The sequence below is a fragment of the Nostoc sp. ATCC 53789 genome (genome assembly GCF_009873495.1).
Lineage (GTDB): Bacteria > Cyanobacteriota > Cyanobacteriia > Cyanobacteriales > Nostocaceae > Nostoc > Nostoc muscorum_A.
On the sequence record NZ_CP046706.1, the window covers coordinates 1 to 24,316 of the forward strand.

At 41.3% G+C, this 24,316-nt stretch carries 10 protein-coding genes and 1 pseudogene; 7 read left to right on the top strand and 4 right to left on the bottom strand.

All coding sequences use genetic code 11. The annotated features are described in order from the left end of the window. Positions 1 to 24 precede the first annotated feature (24 nt). The 3 genes and pseudogenes from GJB62_RS37230 to GJB62_RS33410 all read right to left on the bottom strand — a co-directional run bounded on the left by GJB62_RS37230 (position 25) and on the right by GJB62_RS33410 (position 10,728). Positions 25 to 8,850: a type I polyketide synthase gene (locus GJB62_RS37230; RefSeq protein ID WP_114086021.1), complete on the bottom strand. Its 8,826-nt coding sequence runs from the start codon at positions 8,848 to 8,850 to the stop codon at positions 25 to 27. A gap of 79 nt (positions 8,851 to 8,929) precedes the next feature. Further along, positions 8,930 to 9,158 (bottom strand): annotated as a pseudogene (locus GJB62_RS33405) (hypothetical protein); the annotation flags it as partial. A 1,276-nt stretch (positions 9,159 to 10,434) separates the two neighbouring features. Continuing rightward, positions 10,435 to 10,728 (bottom strand): hypothetical protein, encoded by a 294-nt coding sequence (locus GJB62_RS33410; RefSeq protein WP_114086022.1) that lies wholly within the window; start codon positions 10,726 to 10,728, stop codon positions 10,435 to 10,437. Positions 10,729 to 11,036: 308 nt separating this feature from the next. Here GJB62_RS33410 and rpaB point away from each other — a divergent pair, with 308 nt between their 5' ends. From rpaB to GJB62_RS33440, 6 genes are all read left to right on the top strand, one after another. Further along, the gene (gene rpaB, locus GJB62_RS33415) at positions 11,037 to 11,777 is read left to right on the top strand and encodes a response regulator transcription factor RpaB (protein WP_114086020.1); all 741 of its coding nucleotides are present in this window, start codon (positions 11,037 to 11,039) and stop codon (positions 11,775 to 11,777) included. Between the two features lie 9 nt (positions 11,778 to 11,786). Beyond that, positions 11,787 to 12,467 (top strand): SDR family NAD(P)-dependent oxidoreductase, encoded by a 681-nt coding sequence (locus tag GJB62_RS33420; protein ID WP_114086019.1) that lies wholly within the window; start codon positions 11,787 to 11,789, stop codon positions 12,465 to 12,467. A gap of 222 nt (positions 12,468 to 12,689) precedes the next feature. Then, positions 12,690 to 14,012, top strand: coding sequence for a glycosyltransferase (locus GJB62_RS33425; protein ID WP_114086018.1), 1,323 nt, complete (start codon positions 12,690 to 12,692; stop codon positions 14,010 to 14,012). Continuing rightward, the gene (locus tag GJB62_RS33430; RefSeq protein WP_159402663.1) at positions 14,005 to 14,241 is read left to right on the top strand and encodes a hypothetical protein; all 237 of its coding nucleotides are present in this window, start codon (positions 14,005 to 14,007) and stop codon (positions 14,239 to 14,241) included. The genes GJB62_RS33425 and GJB62_RS33430 overlap by 8 nt, the downstream gene beginning before the upstream one ends. Positions 14,242 to 15,013: 772 nt before the next feature. Then, positions 15,014 to 16,363, top strand: coding sequence for an AAA family ATPase (locus GJB62_RS33435; RefSeq protein ID WP_114086016.1), 1,350 nt, complete (start codon positions 15,014 to 15,016; stop codon positions 16,361 to 16,363). Positions 16,364 to 16,571: 208 nt separating this feature from the next. Then, positions 16,572 to 22,106, top strand: coding sequence for a ribosome assembly protein 4 (locus GJB62_RS33440; RefSeq protein WP_159402664.1), 5,535 nt, complete (start codon positions 16,572 to 16,574; stop codon positions 22,104 to 22,106). A 771-nt stretch (positions 22,107 to 22,877) separates the two neighbouring features. Here GJB62_RS33440 and GJB62_RS33445 read toward each other — a convergent pair. Beyond that, complete coding sequence (locus GJB62_RS33445; protein WP_114083308.1) at positions 22,878 to 24,065, bottom strand: RNA-guided endonuclease TnpB family protein; 1,188 nt, start codon at positions 24,063 to 24,065, stop codon at positions 22,878 to 22,880. A 51-nt stretch (positions 24,066 to 24,116) separates the two neighbouring features. On the opposite strand from GJB62_RS33445, the gene GJB62_RS33450 reads away from it, so the two are divergent. After that, positions 24,117 to 24,296 carry a hypothetical protein gene (locus GJB62_RS33450; protein ID WP_114083307.1) on the top strand — a complete coding sequence of 60 codons (180 nt, stop codon included), beginning with the start codon at positions 24,117 to 24,119 and terminating at the stop codon, positions 24,294 to 24,296. Positions 24,297 to 24,316: the final 20 nt, after the last annotated feature.

The window sequence follows — 24,316 nt, forward strand, 5'->3', positions numbered from 1 at the left end:
GTAAAAATTTATTTAAATTTATTTTCAGTAACTAATATTTCTAAGTTTCTCAAGAAGCAAAACTTCAGCGTCTGATTCCGAAAGTTCTTCTAGCTCTGCAGGAATTGTTAATTCAGTTTCATTCTCGTTTTGCAACTCCAAATCATCAGATAAATTACAAAATTCCATAGAAAGAACATTTGATACTAGATAATCTACTAGCTTACCAACTGTAGGATAATCAAAAGCCAAAGTAGATGGTACCGAACAACTCAAACTAGTTTGCAACTTATTCCTCAACTCCACAGAAGTTAAAGAATCCATACCCAGGTCAAAAAAGCCAGTTTCTAATGAAATAGATTCGGGATTATTGATTCCCACGACTAAGGATAATTGACGACGGATATGAGCCACTAATAGGGAACGACGCTCCTCGGTCGCTGCAGCTTCCAACTTAGACAGAAATTCCGAGCCAGTTACACCATAAGTTGTTTGGATAATTTTTTGCCAATCTGACAAAAATGTCCAATTGGCTACTTTCTCTTGCCATGCTGACCACTCAATTGGCACAATCCCTACTTCAGCGTCTGATAGCTTACCTTCCGGTCTAGCATTACCACTCATTAGTAATTCTAGGCATTCTAACATCTGGTTCGGAGATATCACACCCATACCCTGTTGATGAATCCTAGTTTCGACACCTCGTTCTGCAGCCTCTCCCACTTGAGAAACTGCCCCCCAATGCAAGCTCAATCCTGGTAGTCCCATAGCTTGACGATAATGGGCTAAACCATCAAGAAACCCATTGGCTGCAGAATAATTTCCTTGACCAGAAGAACCCAACAGGGATGCAACAGAAGAAAACAACACAAAAAAGTCCAATGACTGATTTTGAGTTAATTGATGCAGATGCCAAGCTCCCTGGACTTTGGCAGCCATCACTTTCTCAAAGCTTGACCAAGTTTGATTTGCCAATACCCGATCAGATAACATTCCCGCAGAATGAATTATCCCCGCTAATGGTATCTTGGAGTTCTCAATGTTATGCAGCACTCTTGTAATAGCTGTAATATCAGACACATCTGCCTTTTCTACTACCACTGCCGCTCCGGCCATTTCCAACTCCGTGAGTTTTTTCTTGGCGGCTTCATCCGGTGAACTGCGCCCTACCAAGACTAAATTCTTGGCTCCCTTGGATACCATCCAATGGGCTACTAGTAAGCCCAAACCTCCCATACCTCCGGTAATTAAGTAGGTAGCATCGGAGCGGAAACTTAAAGGCTTTTGAGTATTTACATTATCTGATGATGACTGTCGTCCTTCGATCAAGGTTTGCCTATAAGAACTGGGCACCAACCTAGCTACATAACGAGAATTACCACGCCATGCTACCTGGTCTTCCTTATCCAGAGACCAGATTTCATTAAATAGTGCATTTACTTGATCTTCTATGGCCTGCAGTGGGTCTAAATCTATGCGTACACAGTTGAGTTCTGGGTGTTCTAAGTTAATCACTTTACCCATTCCCCATAGTGAAGATTGGGCAACTCCTGGTATGACTGGGTGATTCGTCGGTACTGGTTGAGAACCAGAAGTTACTAACCATAACCAGGGTGGTTGAGATAACCCCCCTTTGACTAATGCCTGTAGCAAAAATAAGGTGGTGCCACACCCATTGAAAGATAACTTTTCTAATTCGTCAGAATTGATAGTTTTACTTACTCCTGAAGAGATACTCCAACATTGCACTACTCCGTTTAATGATGGTGAAGATGTTGCTAGTTCCCTTATGAGTAGCTCATATTCTGATAGGTTATTGGGGTTAATAGTAAACTCTGTTGGGGCAATTTGTTCATATTTGTCCCCAGCAAATACTAAGGTACAAACATCTCCATGAGAATTTAGTTGTCTTGCTAGTTGTTGAGCAACTCCTTTATCATCTGCGAATAGCAACCAACTCTTCGCTGTTGATCCAGTGCACTCAATTGTTTGAGGTGCTTGAGCTATAATTACTGCTTGTTGAGACAATATTTCTGGCATTCCTTGAACTTCTGGCAAGGTAACTACCTGAGTAAAACCTGTATCCTCTAACACTTTCTTCCAATTACTACGACTTAGCAGAGGATAGTCTGGTCTTAATTGATAATCTTGGAACTTCCACCATCCTTCTAACAATCCAAAGACTAAATCCACCCAACTTGTGCGAGTTGTTGCTTCATACAAAACTAACATTCCCCCTGGTGCTAACAATTGCTTCACATTGGATAGTGTTTGCTTGATATTAGTTGTTGCATGGAGGACATTGGCTGCAATAATTACATCATATTGATAATATTCAAATCCTTGGGTTGCTGGGTCTTCTTCAATATCTAAGGTTTGATATTTTAAAAATTTATAATCACGGAATTTTTCTTGGGCTTTACCAGTGAATAATGCTCCAATATCTGTGAACAGATATTGTGCCTGGCTTGGATTTAGATTGGGTAGAACATAACTAGTGGTTCCTCCTGTTCCAGCTCCAATTTCCAATAACCGTATTCCTCTTGTCGGAGGTAGTTTCTCGGTGCCTTGGGTGATGACTTTTTGCACAATAGTGTTCATCACCTTGGCTGCACTTGAATCTTCATACAGTTGGGTTGCTGTAGTTAAATCTCCTTGGGGGAAAACCAGTTGCACTGGGTCTACTGCTCCTCGCAGTACCCCATACAGTTGAGTACCACAACGGTCTAATAATGTCAATGTTGCAGCTTCATCTGGAGCTTGGCGAAGTAAATTCTGGTTTTTTCCCGTGGGGTTGACTTTTTCCAAGGTTTGTCCAACCTTCCACTGTTGTTGTTTGCACTCAAGAATGCCCGCTTCTGATAATATTTGTAATAAACGCTTGAATAATCGCTGCTGAGTTGGAACTACTCCTAAGCGTTGGGCTGCTGTATCGGAGTCAAAAGTCTCTCCCAGTTTGTATGACCAACCCATTGACAGCAGTCCTTGCACTATATAATCTACGCTTAATTCCTCTAAGCTTCTTGCGAAAAGCAAAGTACTATTGTCATCTATCTGAGTAACTAATTCTGTAAGGTCCTTCGTCAGTTTTTGCTCTATTTCTACTGGTGTTAACAGGAAATCAGGGGCTGGCAGCCTACCCAAAAGACCTTTGCTTCTCCATTCCACAGAATACAACCAATCTGTAATTGATTCCGTTTGTGTAAGTTGCAAACTCCTCAAAAATTTTTCACGGGGAGCACGTCGAAGGGTAAAACCGTCAATGCGACCAAAGGACTGACCCTTTTCATCTAGTAGATGCATATCAAAAGTACGGGTCTGCAATTGTTCATTGAATCGAGTGGGTTGATTAACATAGGCATAGAAACGGCGCGGAGCTGGACGACTCAGGGTCATCCCCTGCACCTTCCATGGAGTCCAAAATACTCCTGGTTCATCAAGACGAGAATCTAAAATCTCAGGAGTTGCGCGAGCACAGGCATCAAGAAGAGCTGGATGGATTGGTTCCCCAGCAAGTTGGGATTCCAAGGCTTGTGGCACTTCGATTTCCCCAAGGTAAGTTCCTTCGCCTACCCAAACCTGACGCATTGCATCCAGCATCGGACCGATCCAGAAGCCTGTGTTCACATACATTTGGTTGTAAATTTCTTTTAAATTATCATTATCAATTGCTCTCAACTTTTGCTTGAGAGCTTTGATGTCTAGGTTTAAAACTGGCAAAGACGGGGGGGTCTTCACTAAAGTCATTTCAGCATGCTGCTCCCATTGGTCTTTGGAGGTAGTATCTCGGCTAAAAACTTGTACTTTTTGTTTAGTCTGGGTAGTATCAGCAGGGTGAATCAACAGTTCTGTTTCACGGGTAGTATTGGCGGTTGCCAAAATTAGAGGTTGTATAAAGTTAACCTCCTCCACCGCTACTGGTGTACCCACAGCTGCAAATGTCATGGCAATATAGCTCACACCGGGAATTACATCCGTCTCGTAGAGTTTGTGGTCTCTAATCCAGGGATGACTGGTTAGATTGATATGCTGGTGGTAAATTATCTGCTCGGTGGATGGTAGTTCTACCTTAATTCCCAATAGTGGATACATTTGTTGATTCAGTTGTTTCGTATATCCCTGGGAAGCCTCGATCCAATAACGTTGCCGTTGAAAGGGATAAGTCGGCAATACTACCTTGCTACGAGAATAATCTTTATCAAACCCTAACCAATCAACTTTAACTCCATGCACATATAGTTCAGCCAAACTTTGTAGCATTTGCTGCCAGTCTTCTTGACCTGGTCTCAAAGAAGGCAACCAAACTCCCACATCTTCTGGCAAGCACTGTCTTCCCATGCCTAACAAAGTTGGTTTGGGTCCAATTTCTAAGAAGATGGAATAACCTTCTTGCTGTAATGCGTCCATACTTTGGGCAAATTTCACCGGTTGCCGGACATGATTTACCCAATAGCTTGCTGTGGCAATACTATTCTCTGCCCTAGCTCCCGTTACATTTGATACTAATGGAATATTTGGTTGATTGTAGGTTATTTCTGATGCTACTGCTTCAAAGTCCGCCAACATTGGTTCCATCAAATGTGAATGGAATGCGTGAGATACTTGCAGTCGTTTTGTCTTAATGTCTTCTGCTTCTAAGCTATTTTGAACCGCTCCAATTGCTTCTGCCTCACCAGAAATGACAATGCTTTGGGGTCCGTTAATCGATGCGATCGCTACTTTTTGAGAGTATGGTGCAATTAGTTGATTTACCTTTTCAATTGAAGCCATTACAGATAACATTTCACCCCCAGAGGATAACTGTTGCATTAGTCTTCCTCTATGAGCAATCAGTTTTAAACCATCTTCTAAACTAAATATTCCTGCTACTGTGGCTGCCACATATTCCCCAGCACTATGCCCCATCACCACATCCGGTTTTATTCCCCAGGATTCCCATAGTTTATAAAGAGCATATTCTATTGCAAATAAAGCTACTTGGGTATAGGCGGTTTGGTCAATAATACTACTGTTTAATTTTTGATTATCTTCTGGGTAAATAATATCTAAAATCGATTTTTTTAAATATGGTTGTAGAATTTGTTCGCACTGCTCTAAGGTTTGACGGAAGACAGGTTGGGTTTTATAGAGTTGCCTTCCCATATTTATATACTGTGAACCTTGTCCAGTAAACAGGAAGGCAATTAATGATGATTGATTATTACTAGAAGGTTTTCCTGTGAATACACCATTAATTTCTTCTTTCGCACTAATTTTTACTAATTCATCAGTTAAAACTTGAGTGTCAGGGGCGATAATTGCTAATCGATGATCAAAATGACTACGTCCTGTATTAGCTGTATAACAGATGTCTGCTATTTCTAACTCTACGTTGCTTTCCAGATGATGCTCATAACGACTGACCAACTCTTCGAGTGCTTTTGGTGTTTTAGCTGACAAAGTTAACAGGTGAAGCGAACGCTCCTGATAATCATTATTTTTGCTTCCCTCCCCACGACCTGTTTTGACTTGATTCGGTGGTTCTTCCAAAATTAAACAAGCATTTGTACCACCAATTCCCAGTGATTTAACCCCTGCACGTCTAGGAATTCCATCAGTTTTCCAGTCTTGTAACTTTTTATTTACATAAAATGGGCTATTGGCAAAATCAATCAAAGGGTTGGGTTGGTCAAAATGTAAGATTGGTGGTATTTTCTTATATTTTAAAGCTAATGCAGTTTTTATGAACCCTGCAACTCCGGAAGCAATTTGTAAATGTCCTACATTTGTTTTTACCGAACCAATAGCACAAAATCCTAATTTATTAGTAGTTGATCTAAAAGCCTGAGTCATAGCTGCCACTTCAATGGGGTCTCCCATGGAAGTTCCTGTACCATGAGTTTCAAAATAAGTAATAGTTTCAGCGTTAATTCCTGCTAAAGCAATCGACTCAGTCACACCAGTAGCTTGGCCTTCCTGGCTAGTAGCAGAATACCCCACTTTCATAGCTCCATCATTATTAATGGCTGACCCTTTAATCACACAGTAAATATGATCCCCATCGGCGATGGCTTCATTCAATCTCTTCAATAAAACTATTCCTGAACCATTGCCAAAAATCGTACCTTGAGCTTTAGCATCAAAGGCGCGACAATGTCCATCAGGAGACAAAATCATCCCATCTTCATATAAATGACCTGCTTTTTGGGGCACACTAACCGATACTCCCCCCGCTAAAGCCATGTCGCACTCCCCACTGACCACACTTTGATAAGCTGTGTGGATCGCTACTAAAGAAGTTGAACAAGCCGTTTGTACATTCAGACTTGGACCCTTGAGATTTAATTTATAAGATACTCTTGTAGGTAAATAGTCTTTATCATTAGCAATTTGAATTTGGAATCCTCCCATAGAATCCAGCATCATTAAATTAGGTCCATCTTCAGCATTAAACTGATTCCGATTGGGGAATAAATTGTGCATGAAGTATGTATTCATCCCCGCACCTGCATACATACCAATTGCACCTTCATAGGTGTTTCCATCGTAACCAGCATCTTCAAGTGCTTCCCAAGCACACTCAAGGAATAAGCGTTGTTGGGGATCTATGATCATCGCCTCTCGTGTACTATAGCCAAAAAAGTTGGCATCAAATTCTTCGATGTTTTTGATAATAGGTGCAGCTTTAACGTAGTTTTTATTCTCCAATCGTTGCTTGTGAATACCTTCATTCAGGACTTCTTCCTTAGAGAAAAAAGAAATTGATTCCACTCCATCACATAAATTTTGCCAAAATTGAGAAATATTTTCTGCTCCTGGGAAGCGACAAGCCATGCCAATGATCGCTACATCTCTTTGATTAACTGCTGATGTTCGCAATTTCGCACGGGCAATTCCGTCTTGGGATGATCCCTCTAATGAATCTTTTTTTGTCAAATATTCAACTATTGTATGAATTGTCGGATATTTAAATAAATCTACAACTGACAAGGTTGTGTCAAATAATTCCTGTAGCTTACTGTGAACTTGTGCTAGCATTACAGAATGTCCACCCAACTCAAAAAAGTTATCGTGAATCCCCACTTCCGGAATCTGTAATACTCCTTGCCAAATCTCGGCTACATCACGTTCCAACTCATTCCCCGAAACAAAATTCTGTGCCTTTAATTCAGCCAAAGCTGTGCTAATTTGAGCAACAATTTCCTTAAATTCTCCGTTTTCAAACCGTTCTTTTAATTGTTTTCTTTGAATTTTACCGATAGAAGTTTTCGGAATAGTTGTCTTTTCTAACGGAATTAAGTAATTAGGATTAATCCCAATAGATTTGACAACGTGAGTGCGAATTGATTTAATTAGCTCCACTAAACCATTATCAATAGTCTTTTCTGTGTTAAAAAATATAGCTAATCTATCTGTACTTCTATTTTCATTCCAAATTGCACAAGCAGCGGTATAAGAAACTTCAACCTCTCCTAATTCTTCAACAACAGCTTCTATCTCATGACTATAATAATTTACTCCATTAACAATAATTACATCTTTTTGTCGTCCTGTAATTGTTAAACATCCACCTTTTAAAAATCCTAAATCACCTGTGTTAAACCAACCATCTTTTGTAAAAGCTTCTTGGTTCGCCTCCTCATTTTGGTAGTAGCCTATGGTTACTGAATTTCCCTGAAGTTGCAGCTGTCCAATTGTCCCCTCTTCCACCACTTGTTGATTTTCATCTACAATCCGCACAGATGCTCCGGGTATGGGACCACCAACCGAAACAAAGGTATCCTCGTCTGAGGTGGTTTCCAAAGAGAAACTATTTGACCAAGTGATTCCTGAACAGGTTTCGCACATACCAAAAGCTGGGTGCAGTGCAGTGGATGGTAACCCATGTTGACCCAGTAATTTCAGGAAATTTCGCGCAGTTTTGGCGATAACAGGTTCCCCAGCATTTACCAAAAACCTCATGGAAGATAAATTCCAATGTTTACGGCTAATTTCTTCGGCGCGATCGCACAATAAGGTAAAGGCAAAATTCGGAGCCCAGCTAATTGTTCCTTGGTGACGAGTAATCAAATCTAGCCAGTTGAGAGGATTTTGCAAAATGTATTCCGTTGGTATGTGAACTTGCTGACAACCCAAATCCACTGCCATAATGCTAAGGAACACTAGCGCTCCCACGTGATCCATCGGCATCCAATTCAAGGTTACATCCTGACGGTTAAAGCCATTCATCACGATTGTGCCTGCCGTCATACTTAACAAGTTCTGATGAGAGATTTTTACCGCTTTGGGTATACTTGTACTACCGGAAGTAAGCATTAGCAATGCTAAATCTTCTGGTTGGCTGACATACAAGTTTTTATCTGGTTCGCACTCTCGTAACTCATCAATGGCGATTGTCTCAAACTGCTCTGATTGAAATAGTTTTGACAAAGGTCGTATTTTCGATACTGATTTAATATCTGTTAGGATCAAACATTGTTCTAATAGCTGCCAAATATGATGAAGCTTGTTAGTACTATTACTGCCTTCTTCATAATTAATTGGCACAGGAACTGGTATAGGGATAAAACCTCCTAAAATACAACCCCAAAAACCAGCAATAAAATCTTGATTTCGTTCTAACTGAAAAATTACTTTGTCTTGGGGTTTGAGTCCCAGTTTCCTTAACCCTCCCAAGATTTTTTGCGCTTCCTCAAGTAAATCTTGATACGATTGATTATACTCAGAGCCATCCAAGTTAATATATGTTAAGCCTCGCCCAGAATGCTTTTTGACTGCTCTTTGTAAAACTTCTGACAAACTTTTTGGAGCATCTGCTGGCATACCCAGATACCCACTGTTACTTAGTGCTTGTACATTTGCACCTAAATTTTCATGTGAAGGTGTAATCATTGTAGCATTTTTCTTTATAGTGTAGGCTTTTCAGTACTTAGTTAGGACTTACGCAACTGGTATAGAACCCATTTGGGATCTATTTGTTAGCTAGCCGTTTGAGCATCAATCTGATGAAACAAAGGTTGAGCTTTGCTGTAGCTGCTGCTGAGAGTTATCTCAAAATTTTTCACCAAACTCTTGCATCGTTCCATCCAAGCGTTTGAGCGTTCAATTACCCAACGAGTTGCGATCAGGGCAAATCCTGTTTTACCAAGGGCGGCTTTTTCGGCTTTGGTTGGCTTGGGTGCTAGTTCAAACCGAATCTTAGGGGTTAAGCAAAAATAAATTGAACAAACCTTTTTGTGATGTCACTTAAAGGATAATGTGGCCGAAATTAAAACATAAAGTGACCGCAAAGCAGAACTTAGTAGGGAAGGGTGTTTAAGAGATTTGAATGCGTTAGCCAAGCTTAACGAAGTTATCGGTGCAGATTGTGTGCAACGTAAAAATAGCATTCCAGCTTGATTGGGGCGGCCACTTTATCCTTTAAAAACGGCCACTTTATCCTTTAAGTGACATCCTGCGGCAAGGTTATGCTTTCAAAAGCGGCAAACTTATGGTTACAGTGACACTTTTTTGGGGTATCTGTCTTGGCAACACTATAAATCGTGGGGTATTCATCAAGTTATAAAAAATGGGGAGGCTTTTTTCGGTTGCTTGTCTGTTCACCTCAGTTACTTAAGTTGTTTGAAGCTTCCCCATTTTTTATGATGTTGTCCCAAGGGTATCCAGGGCGAACGCACAGCATTTCTGAAACCCTTGCTAGGATAAGGATATTGACGAAAAAAGAGGCTCAATTAAAAAACGTCGAAACTCTTGCTATTGAAGGATTCTTATAATTTAGATGCCTTTGCTCTGCAAGGGTATCGAAGGTTTGTTCAATTTATTCCAGCGAGGAGCTTTGCAAGATATCTTAAGATCCTGCTTCAGTTCATTAGAAACTGAGCAAAGCTGAGACTAAATTGTTATTAACAGCATATTTCCTTCTTGGGTTCCAAAAAAACTGTCTTTAGATAGATGATTTCACTTGACAAGAGATAAATTAGTATAGTATGGCAAGAATTAGGTTGAAGACAAAATAAGATACCCTTATCTTTTATCCGCCATAAACTACGATTAACACTACTTCCCTTGATATACAACACTTTCACCAACATGCGATCGCGGAGGGTGCATGTTGGCAACGGAATACAAACTATTACGCTGCCGATGAATTTTGCTTGTCTTTGGTATCGTCTTTGATGCGTAATCCAAGCGATAACCATTTACAGGGTGCTAACTTTCAGTTATAGTTAGCCGTAACTTATTATATACACAATGCAACTATAACTTTGACTTGGTGCAAAGATAGTTTACAAAAGTTGCTCAGGCGGTTGCCATAATATTGGTTCAGCGAAGAGACAGAGGTATTGCTGCACAAGTATGCCTTCGGGAAAACTTTTCTCCCTGATCAGGTTCCTGTCCCTCAATCTCTAAGATTCGGATCATGTATAATTGCAACCGCCTTGATGCAGAACCGTCTGGGAATACAAATTGCCTGCTTTAATTACAAAAATCATCCACGCGGATATCCCGCCAGACATCAGAAACCTGCCAGCCGGAATTGCCCACAGATTGTACTGGAGGATTGTCAAGGAATGGAATATAGTCGGGAACTCTAGGCTCTGAAATCGGTACTGGTTTCTCCTCAACCTCAACCACAGGGGCTGGAGAATTGACAGTATTAGCTTGAAGAAGTTGGTCTTCAGCCTCCTCGATTAGCTTCATCTGTCTCAGGGTAAGCTTATCAGATTTTTTGATGATTTTCTTAGTATGTATCTCATTAGAAGTATTCATTGGCTGTTCCCTTGAAGGCATTGGCTTAAAATTTGGATGAGTAAATTTGGGAGAAGATGAGTATTAATAATTGCACGGAATTAACAAGGTACACCAAAACTATGGAAAATACGAGTTTCTTGCTGAAGAATTTATTAATTGTGTACAAATCTGTTTTCGGGTAGATGCCCCAGCATAATCTGTTGTACAGATGCAAGTATTAAGCGATCGCTTCTTAATCATGACTCTAACTCAAGACTGTTTCGCAGTTTTGACTCCTAATAAGCAGATAATGAAGGGTTAAGAGTTCTCGCTGTGGAGGAACAGCGTTGAGAAACTTATCAGGTGAGAAAGGCACAATCTTAGTAGTAGATGACGAAGCCAGCATCCGGCGGATTTTACAGACGCGGTTAGAAATGATTGGCTACAGTGTAGTTACAGCTTCTGATGGTGAAGAAGCTTTGTCAGCTTTTCGTAAAGAAACTCCCGACTTAATCGTTCTGGATGTGATGATGCCAAAGCTGGATGGCTACGGTGTCTGTCAAGAATTACGGAAACAATCAGACGTACCAATTATTATGCTAACAGCATTGGCAGATGTAGCAGACCGAATCACTGGGCTGGAACTGGGTGCTGATGACTACATGACGAAACCTTTCTCACCCAAAGAACTAGAAGCTCGAATTGCCTGTGTACTAAAACGGCGCTCCCACAAAACTAGTATGAATACTATTCCTAACTCTTTTATAATTCATACAGGCGACCTGAAAATCGATATAAGTAAGCGGCAAGTCCATAAAAATGAGCAACGCATTCGGTTGACAGGTATAGAATTTAGCTTACTAGAGTTGTTAGTGAATGATTCGGGAAAGATTTTTTCGCGGTTAGAAATATTACGGCAATTGTGGGGCTTTGTACCAGAGATGAGTACAGACACCCGTGTGGTAGATGTGCATATTTCACGATTGCGGACAAAGGTAGAATCCGATCCCAATAACCCAGAATTAATTATTACAGCAAGAGGTAGCGGTTATTTTTTCCCACGAATTATTGATTTAGAGCAGGAATAATAAAAAAATATGAGTAAGCTCATCCTAATTACAGGCATAAGTAAAGGTCTAGGTTATGCGATGGCTGAGAGTTTTATTCAACAGGGACATACTGTTATTGGTTGCGCCCGTTCATCAGATGCAATCGATAAAATACGCCAAAAGTTTAGTGTGCCCAACGATTTCACATCTGTAGATGTGGCAAATGAACAACTTGTAGAAAAATGGGCCCAAGACGTACTTCAAAAATATTCACCGCCAGATATAGTAATTAATAATGCGGCAATTACCAATTATCCAGCACCTTTGTGGGAAATACCATCTGAAGAATTTTCGGATCTTATAGATATCAATATCAAAGGAGTAGCGAATATAATTCGCTATTTCGTACCAGCAATGGTGAAAAAGAAACGGGGTATTATTGTTAACTTTAGTTCAGGCTGGGGACGTTCGACTTCAGCCCAAGTTGCCCCATACTGCGCTTCCAAGTGGGCAATAGAAGGATTAACTCGTTCTTTGGCACAAGAATTGCCAACTGGTATGGCAGCTATACCGCTCAATCCAGGGATTATTCATACAGATATGCTTTCTATTAGCTTTGGAGAAGAAGCTGCTAATTATACACCCGTGTCCGATTGGGTATTGAAAGCTGTGCCATTTATTCTCAATTTAAAACCCAAAGATAACGGGATTCCCTTGACCATTTCATGAAATTGGTCAAGGGAATTGCTTTGACTGTATATTAATCAATGCAATAGCGATGTCTACGACGGGCTGCGCCTACGCTATTGGCTCAATGTGGTTCGGTTAAGAAAGTTTTTCTGTGAAGGCAAGGGAACAGTTACGAAAAAGCAGGCTGATTTCAACTGTATTGGTTTATCGCCCAGAGGCACAGGAAATTAGTACAATTTTTGGATACTGGAGTTTTCATTTTTGAAAAAGCATTTGAGCCAAAGTCTACCTATAGCACCAAGCCGGAAACTGAAGATTACGATCCTAACAGTAGGTTCAAGAGGAGATTTGCAACCATACTGTGCTTTAGCTATTGGCTTGAAGCGTGCGGGGCATGAGGTAACAGTCGCAACGCATGAGAACTTTGAGCCATTTGTGAGGAAGTTCGATTTAAAGTTTGCGGCGATCGCTGGCAATATGGAAGAGTTTCTGCAATCGAAACAAGGGCAGCGATTGATTGCGGGAGAAAAGTTGAAAAAAGAAGAAGGAGATAAGCTTTTACTTCAACAGTTGGAATCAGCTTGGAGTGCGTGTGTTGGAAGTGAGGTGATTATCTACACACCGTTAGCTACCTTTGGATATCACATTGCAGAGAAATTAGGCGTACCCTGCTTTTTTGCATCAGTTCTGCCGTTGACTCCTACAGGGATGTTTGGGTTTTTGAGGTTTGCTCAAATAGCTAAAAACCCGCTAAAGAAAGCGATAAATTATGGTAGCTACTTACTAGTAGAGTTTTTGCACTGGCAAAGATATCGGAAATTGCTCAATCACTTCAGAACAGAAACATTGAAATTGCCGCCTCTACCATATTTCGGCAGACGCTTCAGACAGAAGACTCCGGCGAATGTATCACGAATCCCTATATTGTATGGATTTAGTTCGCACGTCATCCCAAGACCCCGTGACTGGCCTGCATGGGTGTATGTAACTGGGTTTTGGTTTATTGACCAAGCCTCCGAATATGAGCCACCTCTGGAACTAGAGGATTTTCTTGGACGAAAGCAATTACCTTTGTGTTTTGGATTTGGCAGCATGACGATGCCGAATCCAGAATATCTCACACACTATATAGTGGAAGCTTTAAAGAAAACCCATCAAGGCGGGATTATATTGTCAGGCTGGGGTAACGTTGGAAGAACGGTGAATATAAAAGATTCGCTACGAGTGTTTGTGATCAAGGAAGTTCCACATGATTGGCTGTTTCCCCAAGTGCCAGCAGTAGTACATCACGGAGGAGCTAGTACAACGGCAGCAGTGTTACGTGCAGGGACACCATCAATTACTGTACCCTTTTTTGCAGATCAGCCAGTTTGGGGAGAAAAGCTAACTCGCTTGGGAGTCAGCCCTGCACCGATACCGTACAATCAAGTGTCAGATAAAACTTTAGCAGCAGCGATTGAAATCGTACTGGGTGATGAGGTGATGCAGAAAAAAGCCCAGGAGTTAGGTGAGAAAATCAGGGGTGAAGATGGTGTGGCGAATGCAGTTGAAGCATTTCATCGACATTTGGGGTTGATTGGGTGAGAAATCCCAGACAATTAAAATCATCACACCTACAACAGCAATAAATGCCCCAAGTGAAAGTTTACACGGTACTCTGTGTCAACAGCAGTATCCTAATGGTTTTTTACACGCCAGGGCATTGCTGGCAGTTTCGCATCATCAGCCGCACGGGTGGGATATTCGGGGAACAAAAGATTTATTACACGGCGGAGGCAGCTTTGAGGATTGGGTTGGAGTGGTTGCGGGATGAACGGTAATGAGTGCGTATATGCGATCCAAGGTCAGCACTAGTAGCAAGAGATAATCCCTTTTGGTGAAGGTAAATTGCTTGAAATTGTACACCGATTTTTTATTTGTCGCTCCACTAACTATATGGAGGCGAATTAATGGAAAAGAAAAGTTGGCGATCGCTACAATCAATATTTCCAGTACTTATACAGAGGTACTAATATCTGCTATTGTATAAAATAAGTCTTAGTGAAAAGGTAATAAACGTAAATTTATATACTCTGTTGAGATGAATAACTCAGTAGAGTATTTTTGTGAAAGTGTGCCAATGTAAGCGATCGCCAATCCTTTGCCCTTGTTACAATCGCTCCTCTACAGCCTGCGATTGTTCTCTTGAAGTCAAGGGTGTTGTATTGGGCTTGGTTTATTGCGTCCAATCCTTATATAGGCAGCTTTAAAAGTTTTTTGTTATTTCTGCGTAAAACACAAAACTCTAGCTGAATAATAGCACATATCGAACTTCTATATAAACCAGGGGACAACACTTTAAAAGTCCCCGATTTTATTTCTTTTAATCAGAAATTATGTCCTATTCCGCGTTCATCAAGCAAGTAACGGTTAAGTCTGATTATGGTAGAAATTTTGAGACTGCAAGGAGCTTGAATATCCACGTGAAGTCATAAACACTTAAGATATGGGGTGAAAAGCAGTGTAGTCTTATTTAATAACTGGAAAAATAGCTAATTATTCTTCTATTAAAAATTATTCAGTATTGAGTACTCACTAAATTATTTATGAGCATAGATTTACTAGAGTTTTTCCAGCGAACAGACCCCAGCCGGACTTTGTACGTGAATCAAGGTTCAGATAAGAAGTACTACATTGACTTTTCCTCTGTGAGGGGCGGCGATATTATTGGCAAGCTGAAGCAGAAAATCACATTCTTCAAAGCGAACGAACCCACCTGCACCTTATTCACTGGGCATATCGGCTGTGGGAAATCGACAGAACTAATAAGGCTACAAGTAGAATTAGAAGAGTCAGGTTATCACGTAGTATATTTTGAGTCGAGTGAAGACTTAGAAATGACGGACGTAGACATTGCAGATGTGTTGCTAGCGATCGCGCATCGTGTAAGCCAAAGTCTGGAGAAAATCACGCTTGATGAACCGAACAAATTCCACGAACTGCTGCAAGGTGCCTTGAGAGTGCTGGACTCCGAGGTAACGGGGTTTAAGGTAAAAACACCAGCAGGCGATATTGGCTTGTCTACTGAAAAGGAGAAATTCTCCTTAGCACTGGGAATTGGAGAAATTACAGCGAAGACAAAAAGCAACCCGATGCTGCGGGAGAAGCTGAATCAATACTTGGGGCCACAGAAAACCAGACTGCTGGAAGCGATTAATCGAGAACTGCTAGAGCCAGCGATCGCCAAACTGAAGCAGCAGGGGAAAAAGGGATTGGTGGTGATAGTCGATAACCTTGACCGCATAGATAACCGGATCAAGCCGTGGGGTCGTCCACAGCAGGAGTACCTGTTTGTGGATCAGGGGGAGTTTTTGACAAAGCTGAATTGCCATTTAGTTTTCACAATGCCCCTGGCGCTGAAGTTCTCCAACGATTACGGAATGCTGACCCAAAGATTCCCGGAAGACCCGAAGGTACTGCCGATGGTTCCAGTGCAATGGCCAGACGGTAGCGTACATGAACAGGGGATGGGGCTGATGCAGCAGATGGTACTGGCTAGGGCATTCCCTGATTTACAACCAGACGAGCGGTTAAACTACATTACTGAAATTTTCGATAGTGCAGAAACCTTAGAACGCCTGTGCAGACTGAGTGGTGGTCATGTGCGAGATTTGCTCAGGTTGCTCAATACCTTGATACAGGAGGAAATGACACTTCCACTCTCTGGCAATACCTTAGAGCAAGTGATTCGCTCTCGTCGTAATGAGATGATGATGCCGATTTCAGATTCGGAGTGGGAATTACTACGTTATGTTAAGCGAAAGAAGAAAGTCAGTGATGACCAAGGATACCAAAAGCTAATCCGTAGTAGATTTGTGTTTGAATACCGAGATGGGGGCGAATCCTGGTTTGATTTAAACCCGATATTGGCAGAGGCAGTGGAGTTAGCTAATTGAGGGAGCAGTGAACTTTTCTTTAAAAGAGGGGAAGGGAAAAGGGAGTAACTATTAAAGCTTTTTCCCACAAGGTATAGAACAAGTATTTTTAAATATGGAGAATGTTAAAGAAGATAATGCGCGTACAACTATTTAAAATCTCTGTTTCCTAATTAATTGGTTCCCCTTCTCCTTTTACCTTTACCCTTTCACCTTCTTCTCCAATTCTATGGATACACCGCACCAATCAGAGGATAGACCACAGGATTATGAGCGATCGCTACAGCAGCTAGCTTGGACGCTTCAAGCTTCGGTGGGACAATTTAAGCTGATTTGGGCGCGGTGTAATTATAGTGATTTACGGACTCGCTTGATAGAAAGGTTAAGCGAAATCTGTAAAATTAAGATTCAGGTATTGCAACTTAAGGAATCAGAAAGAACGCTATTTACTGCAATCCGTTCAGAATTACAGCCAGATACCCAAGCTCTGATGATTGTGGGCTGGGAATCATTGCACGATTTACCGCAGATGTTGACAAGTGCTAATCAGGTACGCGAAGAATTCCGCAAAAACTTGTCTATTCCCGTAGTCGTATGGATTAGCGAAGAAATCCACCACACCATCATGGAGATTGCCCCTGACTTGGAAAGCTGGGGAACTAGCAGAAGTTTTGCGATCGCGCCTGATGATTTAAGTGAGTTTATTAACCAATTGGCTGATGAATATTTTAGTGGTAGCTTTAGCGTAAACGATTACAGAATACTAGAGTTAGAACTAGAGGCAGCACAGAGAGAATTACGGTTTAATGATCACGAAACAGAAGCTAATCTAGCCTCACTGCTAGGTTTTGTAAAACAGACTAATAATAGAATAGACGATGCCTTAAAGTATTACCAAAAAGCAAGAGTGCTATGGTCACAACTGAATAAATCAGAAAAACAAGTTAGTACGCTTGGTGAAATAGCTTACTGTTATTATCTCAAAGCTTTTAAAATTAAAGATATCGCTCATCCAGACTGGCAAGCTACTCGGCAGTATACGCAAGAATACATTACATTTCTTAACGAAGCTAATAGCCAAGATTTAGCTGCTAATTCTATTGCTAAGTTTGGTAATATCTTGCGTGATTTGAAGGAGTGGGAGCAACTCAAATATTTAGCACAACAAGCTTTAGAGGTACATCAAGCTAACAATCAGCCCATAGAATTAGCGAAAGATTACGGGTTTTTAGCCCAGGTTGCATTGGCTCAGAAGCGCTGGAGTGAAGCTAAACAATTAGCACAAAAAGCAAAAGATATCTTAACAGTACCTTCTACGGTAGAAGTAATAGATAGTCCAAAAGTAGTATTTGAACTTGCAGAAGAACCAGCTATCGCAAATGATTTAACCCTGTATCACTTTATTTTGGCGCAGGCTGAATATGAATTAGGCTCACCCCAACAGGCAATTCAAAATCTAGAAGTTGCAAGAGATGCTAGCAGTCCCATAAAAGATTTACATCTCCATCTGAATATTCTCAGTTACTTGCAGCGTCTCTACTTTGAAAAGAAAGAATATCTCGAAGCATACAATACAAAACAGCAGCAGAGGTCTATTGAGCAGCAGTTTGGTTTACGGGCGTTTATCGGTGCAGGAAGGTTACAGTCAACCAAGCAAACTCTTGTAACCCTAAGTAAAGCTGGAATTCAAGAAAGTATTGCTCCTGAGATTGCTGCATCAGGTCGGTTACTAGATATTGAACGATTGGTTGAACGTTTGGGGCGGCATGATCACAAACTAATAGTTATTCATGGGCAATCAGGTGTAGGTAAAAGTTCGCTGGTAAATGCGGGATTAGTTCCGGCTTTAAAAAATAAAAGTGTAGGTATTCAAGACTATCTGCCTGTAGCAATACGAGTTTATACCAATTGGGTAGAAGAACTAGGGCAGTCATTGCAACAGGCTTTGCATGAAAGGAGGGGAGCCGTAAATGGGCAAGCTTTAGGATTTGAGGTTGATGCTTTAATTGCCCAACTGCGCGAAAATGAACAGCACAATCTCAGAACAGTGCTGATTTTTGACCAGTTTGAAGAGTTTTTCTTTGTGTATTCTAAGCTGCATCAAAGACAGCAGTTTTTTGAATTTCTGGGAGAATGCTTAAATATCTTGTCAGTGAAAGTAATTTTGTCATTGCGAGTGGATTACCTGCATTATTTGCTGGAATGTAATCGCTTGTCTAGTATGGCAATTATTGGTAATGATCTTCTTAGTAACAATGTTCTTTATGAGTTAGGTAACTTTTCACCTGATGATACCAAGTCAATTATCCAGCGTTTGATCAAGACTACCAGTTTTAACTTAGAGTGTGCTTTAATCGGGCAAATAGTAATTGATTTAGCTGTAGAACTAGGTGAAGTACGCCCAATTGAATTACAGATAGTGGGAGCGCAACTGCAAACTGAGAACATAACGACTCTAGCAGAATATCAGCAGCGTGGTACGAAAGAAGAACTAGTTAAACGCTATTTGGCTGAGGTGGTTAATGATTGTGGTGTAGAGAACCAACAGATAGCCGAATTTTTGTTGTACTTGCTGACAGATGAAAAAGGGACTCGTCCACTTAAAACGCGTGTTGAAATAGAACTAGAACTGCAAGCATTAGCCGCAGAGATAGCCACGAATAGCAATAGTTTAGATTTGGTGTTAGAAATTTTAGTCAAATCTGGTTTGGTGATTTTGTTACCAGAGAATCGGGCTAATCGTTATCAGCTAGTACATGATTATATCGCTGTGCTTGTTCGCCAGCAGCAGGAGCCAAAGTTAAGTCAGTTGATGACTCAACTAGAACAAGAAAAGCAACAAAGAAAACTTAGTGAAGAACAAAGGAAACTTGGTGAAGTCAAACTTAATAGTTTTTTGAAACGTGCCTTGTTTGGTTCAGTTGCAGCTGGAGTAGTCTTAGCTGTGCTGGCAGTTACAGCCTTCTTTCAAACACAGCAAGCCAAAGAACAAAGAAATCTTGCCCAAAACAGTGAAATTAAAGCTCAAGAACAAAGAAATCTTGCCCAAATAAGCGAGATTAAAGCATTAGCTAATTCTAGTGAAGCACTTTTGCTTTCAGAACAAAACTTTGATGCTTTAATACAATCCTTAAAAGCAGGGGGAAATGTTAAGAATGCAGAAGTTTCAAAATTAAATAATATCCGGATGCAGACAATTGTAGCGCTACGGGAAGCGAGCTACTTACAACCAGATGAAAATCAATTTAGAGAACGTAACCGTTTAGAGGGGCATAGCGGTGGAGTCAATAGTGTAAGTTTCAGTCCGGATAACCAGACCATCGCCACTGCTAGTGATGACAACACAGTAAAACTGTGGGATCGGAGTGGCAAGGAACTTAAAACACTCAAGGGGCATAGCGGTTGGGTCAATAGTGTAAGTTTCAGTCCGGATAACCAGACCATCGCCACTGCAAGTTCTGACAACACAGTAAAACTGTGGGATAGGAGTGGCAAGGAACTTAAAACACTCAAGGGGCATAGCGGTTGGGTCAATAGTGTAAGTTTTAGTCCGGATAACCAGACCATCGCCACTGCTAGTGATGACAACACAGTAAAACTGTGGGATCGGAGTGGCAAGGAACTTAAAACACTCAAGGGGCATAGCGGTTGGGTCAATAGTGTAAGTTTTAGTCCGGATAACCAGACCATCGCCACTGCAAGTTATGACAACACAGTAAAACTGTGGGATCGGAGTGGCAAGGAACTTAAAACACTCAAGGGGCATAGCGGTGGAGTCAGTAGTGTAAGTTTTAGTCCGGATAACCAGACCATCGCCACTGCAAGTTATGACAACACAGTAAAACTGTGGGATCGGAGTGGCAAGGAACTTAAAACACTCAAGGGGCATAGCGGTGGAGTCAGTAGTGTAAGTTTTAGTCCGGATAACCAGACCATCGCCACTGCAAGTTCTGACAAGACAGTAAAACTGTGGGATCGGAGTGGCAAGGAACTTAAAACACTCAAGGGGCATAGCGGTTGGGTCAATAGTGTAAGTTTCAGTCCGGATAACCAGACCATCGCCACTGCTAGTTATGACAACACAGTAAAACTGTGGGATCGGAGTGGCAAGGAACTTAAAACACTCAAGGGGCATAGCGGTGGAGTCAATAGTGTAAGTTTCAGTCCGGATAACCAGACCATCGCCACTGCTAGTGATGACAACACAGTAAAACTGTGGGATCGGAGTGGCAAGGAACTTAAAACACTCAAGGGGCATAGCGGTGGAGTCAATAGTGTAAGTTTCAGTCCGGATAACCAGACCATCGCCACTGCTAGTTCTGACAACACAGTAAAACTGTGGGATCGGAGTGGCAAGGAACTTAAAACACTCAAGGGGCATAGCGGTGGAGTCAATAGTGTAAGTTTCAGTCCGGATAACCAGACCATCGCCACTGCTAGTTCTGACAACACAGTAAAACTGTGGGATCGGAGTGGCAAGGAACTTAAAACACTCAAGGGGCATAGCGGTGGAGTCAATAGTGTAAGTTTCAGTCCGGATAACCAGACCATCGCCACTGCTAGTTATGACAAGACAGTAAAACTGTGGGATCGGAGTGGCAAGGAACTTAAAACACTCAAGGGGCATAGCGGTGGATTCAATAGTGTAAGTTTCAGTCCGGATAACCAGACCATCGCCACTGCAAGTTCTGACAACACAGTAAAACTGTGGGATCGGAGTGGCAAGGAACTTAAAACACTCAAGGGGCATAGCGGTGGAGTCAATAGTGTAAGTTTCAGTCCGGATAACCAGACCATCGCCACTGCTAGTTATGACAACACAGTAAAACTGTGGGATCGGAGTGGCAAGGAACTTAAAACACTCAAGGGGCATAGCGGTGGAGTCAATAGTGTAAGTTTCAGTCCGGATAACCAGACCATCGCCACTGCTAGTTCTGACAAGACAGTAAAACTGTGGGATTTAAATTTAGATAATTTATTAAAAGATGGTTGTAGTTGGCTGAATAATTATCTAGCTATTCATCCTGATATTTTGGAAGAATTAACCGTATGCCAGATTTCAGAAATCAAAAAACAAGCGGCTAGTGCGTTAGTTGCTCAAGGTGAAAATTTAGCACGCAAAGGTAATATCCAAGCTGCTGTTACTAAGTTGCACAAAGCACAGCAGTGGAATGTTGATTTAAAACTTAACCCAACTGATCCTGGTAAAAAAGCGCAGCAACTGGCTGATTCTTCTTCTCTAGTTGCTCAGGGTGAAGAGTCGGCACAAGCAGGCGATCTTGAGAGTGCAGTTGTTGATTTTCAAAAAGCTTTGAAACTAGATTCTAAGTTAGAGATTGAGCCAAGGACGAAAGCTGCCTCAATTTTATTTGAAGAAGGTACAAGCCTTGTTATACAAGAGAAATTTAAAGAAGCGTTAGAAGCTTATGATAAAGCCCAGGCATTTGATAGTAAAATAGAAATCTCTGCTGAAAATTGGAACTCCCTTTGTAGGCAAGGTAGCTTGAAAAGACAAGCTAACATTGTATTGCCTGCTTGCAACAAAGCCGTAGCACTTTCGCCAAGCGATCGCAATATCCAAGACAGCCGTGGGCTAGCCAGAGCGTTGACAGGTGATACCAAAGGAGCAATTGCAGACTTTGAGGCATACATTGCTCAAGCTGATGGAGATACTAAAGCACAACGGCAGCGCTGGGTGAAAGAGTTACGCGCTGGTAAGAATCCGTTTACAGATGCAGAACTCAAGAAACTGCGTGAACAATAGATGATTTTTACAGCGCACCTCCAGAAAATCCCTTAGTTCCCAGTAGTCCTTCACTACTCCCGGTTGCCCTTGCCGAGAGATGAATTTGTAAATTTGTACTGGAGTGAAAATTACCACATCTGCGATCGCCGTTCGCTTAGATAGCAATTAGTGTTGCTTTGGCGATCGCATAGAAATATGGAACACGGATTTAAGAATAGCTATGATGTTGTCTACTTGCATATCGAAACATATTTGCCGACCATTGGTCGGCAAATAAGCGAGAAAGTGAAAGCTAAATTCTCAATTCTTGTGCAGGTTCCTTACAAATCCGTAATTTTCACCGCTAGACTTATTGCCTCCACTAACTATGTCTACGGTGTACACACAAGTACTATCTGAAAGGGTTTCAGGCGTTATAGACCCCTTAAATTGTCATTACGAGCGCAGTGACAACGGAGCGAAGTAATCACATAATCCTGTGAGTTAAAGCGATTGTTTCGTCGTTCCTCCTCGCTGCGGACAGGCTTTCAGAGCGATCGCAACAATCCTATTGCTAGAGGACGAAACCAAGTCTCAGGTGGAATTTCACGACTTGTGTGTACACCGTAGACTAACTATGTGGAGGCGAATTAATCGAAATAACGTCGTTATCCCTGCTAATTACGACTTTTTCTCCTCTGCTATACAAAAGCGAAAGTGAGAAGTTGATTTCTCTTGCGTAGCGACCGCTGCCCTTGAACAGTCCCAGGAGTAACGCACGAATATGACCTGACCTATGGTTTGACATACTCACCTGCCTGAAGGCGAGGTGATTCTTGACGCTTCGTTGACAGATGCTACCGAAGCAGTCTCACTCCGTCTCTGCGTCCGTTTAGAGTCGTGGCAATGCCCCATCCCGACTTTATTTATATTTTTTGCCGCGTTTTCGTCCCGGTCGTGTTCAGTCGCACAATTCAAGCATTGAACCGACCGAACTTTTAAATCAAGTTTGCCCCATTTATAGCCACACTCGGAACAAATTTGGCTTGTTGGCTGCCATCGACTTATAACGTGAAAATCACGATTAAATTTCTCGGATTTCCCTTCACACAGCGTCCTAAAATCCCTCCATCCCTGTAAGCTTATTGCTCTAGCAAGTTTACGATTTTTAACCAGACCTGACACATTCAAATCTTCCAAAACGATAGTTTGATTTTCACTGACAATTTTGGTAGATAACTTATGCAAAAAGTCTTTACGTGTATCTGCTATTTGGTTGTGCAGTTTTGCGATTTTGTTTCCGATTTTATTTATACGTTTTGAATCCTTGGGTTGACGCGCTAGCTTTTTCTGGAGTTTGCGAATCTTTCTGTCTAGTTTTGAGTAGTTTGGACTTATAGCTTTTTCCCTATTACTCATAACAGCAAAGGTTTTGACACCCAAATCTATACCGATACTTTGGTTGTTAGCATCAATGTTAACAGGCTCAACTTCTACCACAAAACTTAGAAAATAGCGATTAGCACAGTCTTTGATTACAGTTACCGATGTGGGTGATGATGGTAAAATTCTTGACCAAATCGGTTTAATGTTACCAATTTTTGCAAGATAGACCTCATCACCTTTAATTGAAAAACCACCAATCCTGAAACGTGCTGATTGCTGATTAGTTTTCTTTTTGAACTTAGGTCTACCTACTTTTTTACCTTTTCGTTTACCTTTGAGCGAATCAAAAAAGTTTTTATAGGCAACTCCTAAATCTGCGACGGACTGTTGCAATGGAATATTAGAAACTTCAGACAGCCACTCACGTTCAATAGTTTTCTTCGCTTGAGTAATTACTAACTTTTGCAAGTCGTTGTTACTCGGCAATTTTTCCGACTGTTTGCAGATAGCCAAGGCATCATTCCAAACCACGCGAACGCAACCAAACAACTGAGCTAGAAGCTGTCGCTGTTGGTCTGTCGGGTAGAGTCGGTATTGATATCTGGCTTTCATTAATTTTAAAGTGCTACTCTATTAGTATACCAATAATTAGAGTTACTTGTGATGACATTCCAAAAAAAACATAAACTTGGTTTTATTAGCGATAAACCACTAGCTAAAGATCCTATCTGCCTTAAGCTTAAACCAGGGATGAGGGAGCAATTGATGACTATTCCAGACTGGCAGGAAAAACTTAGGATGCTTATTGAAATACTTGTCCAAGAGAATATAAATCCGTCGTAGAACGACGGGGCTTGTATCCC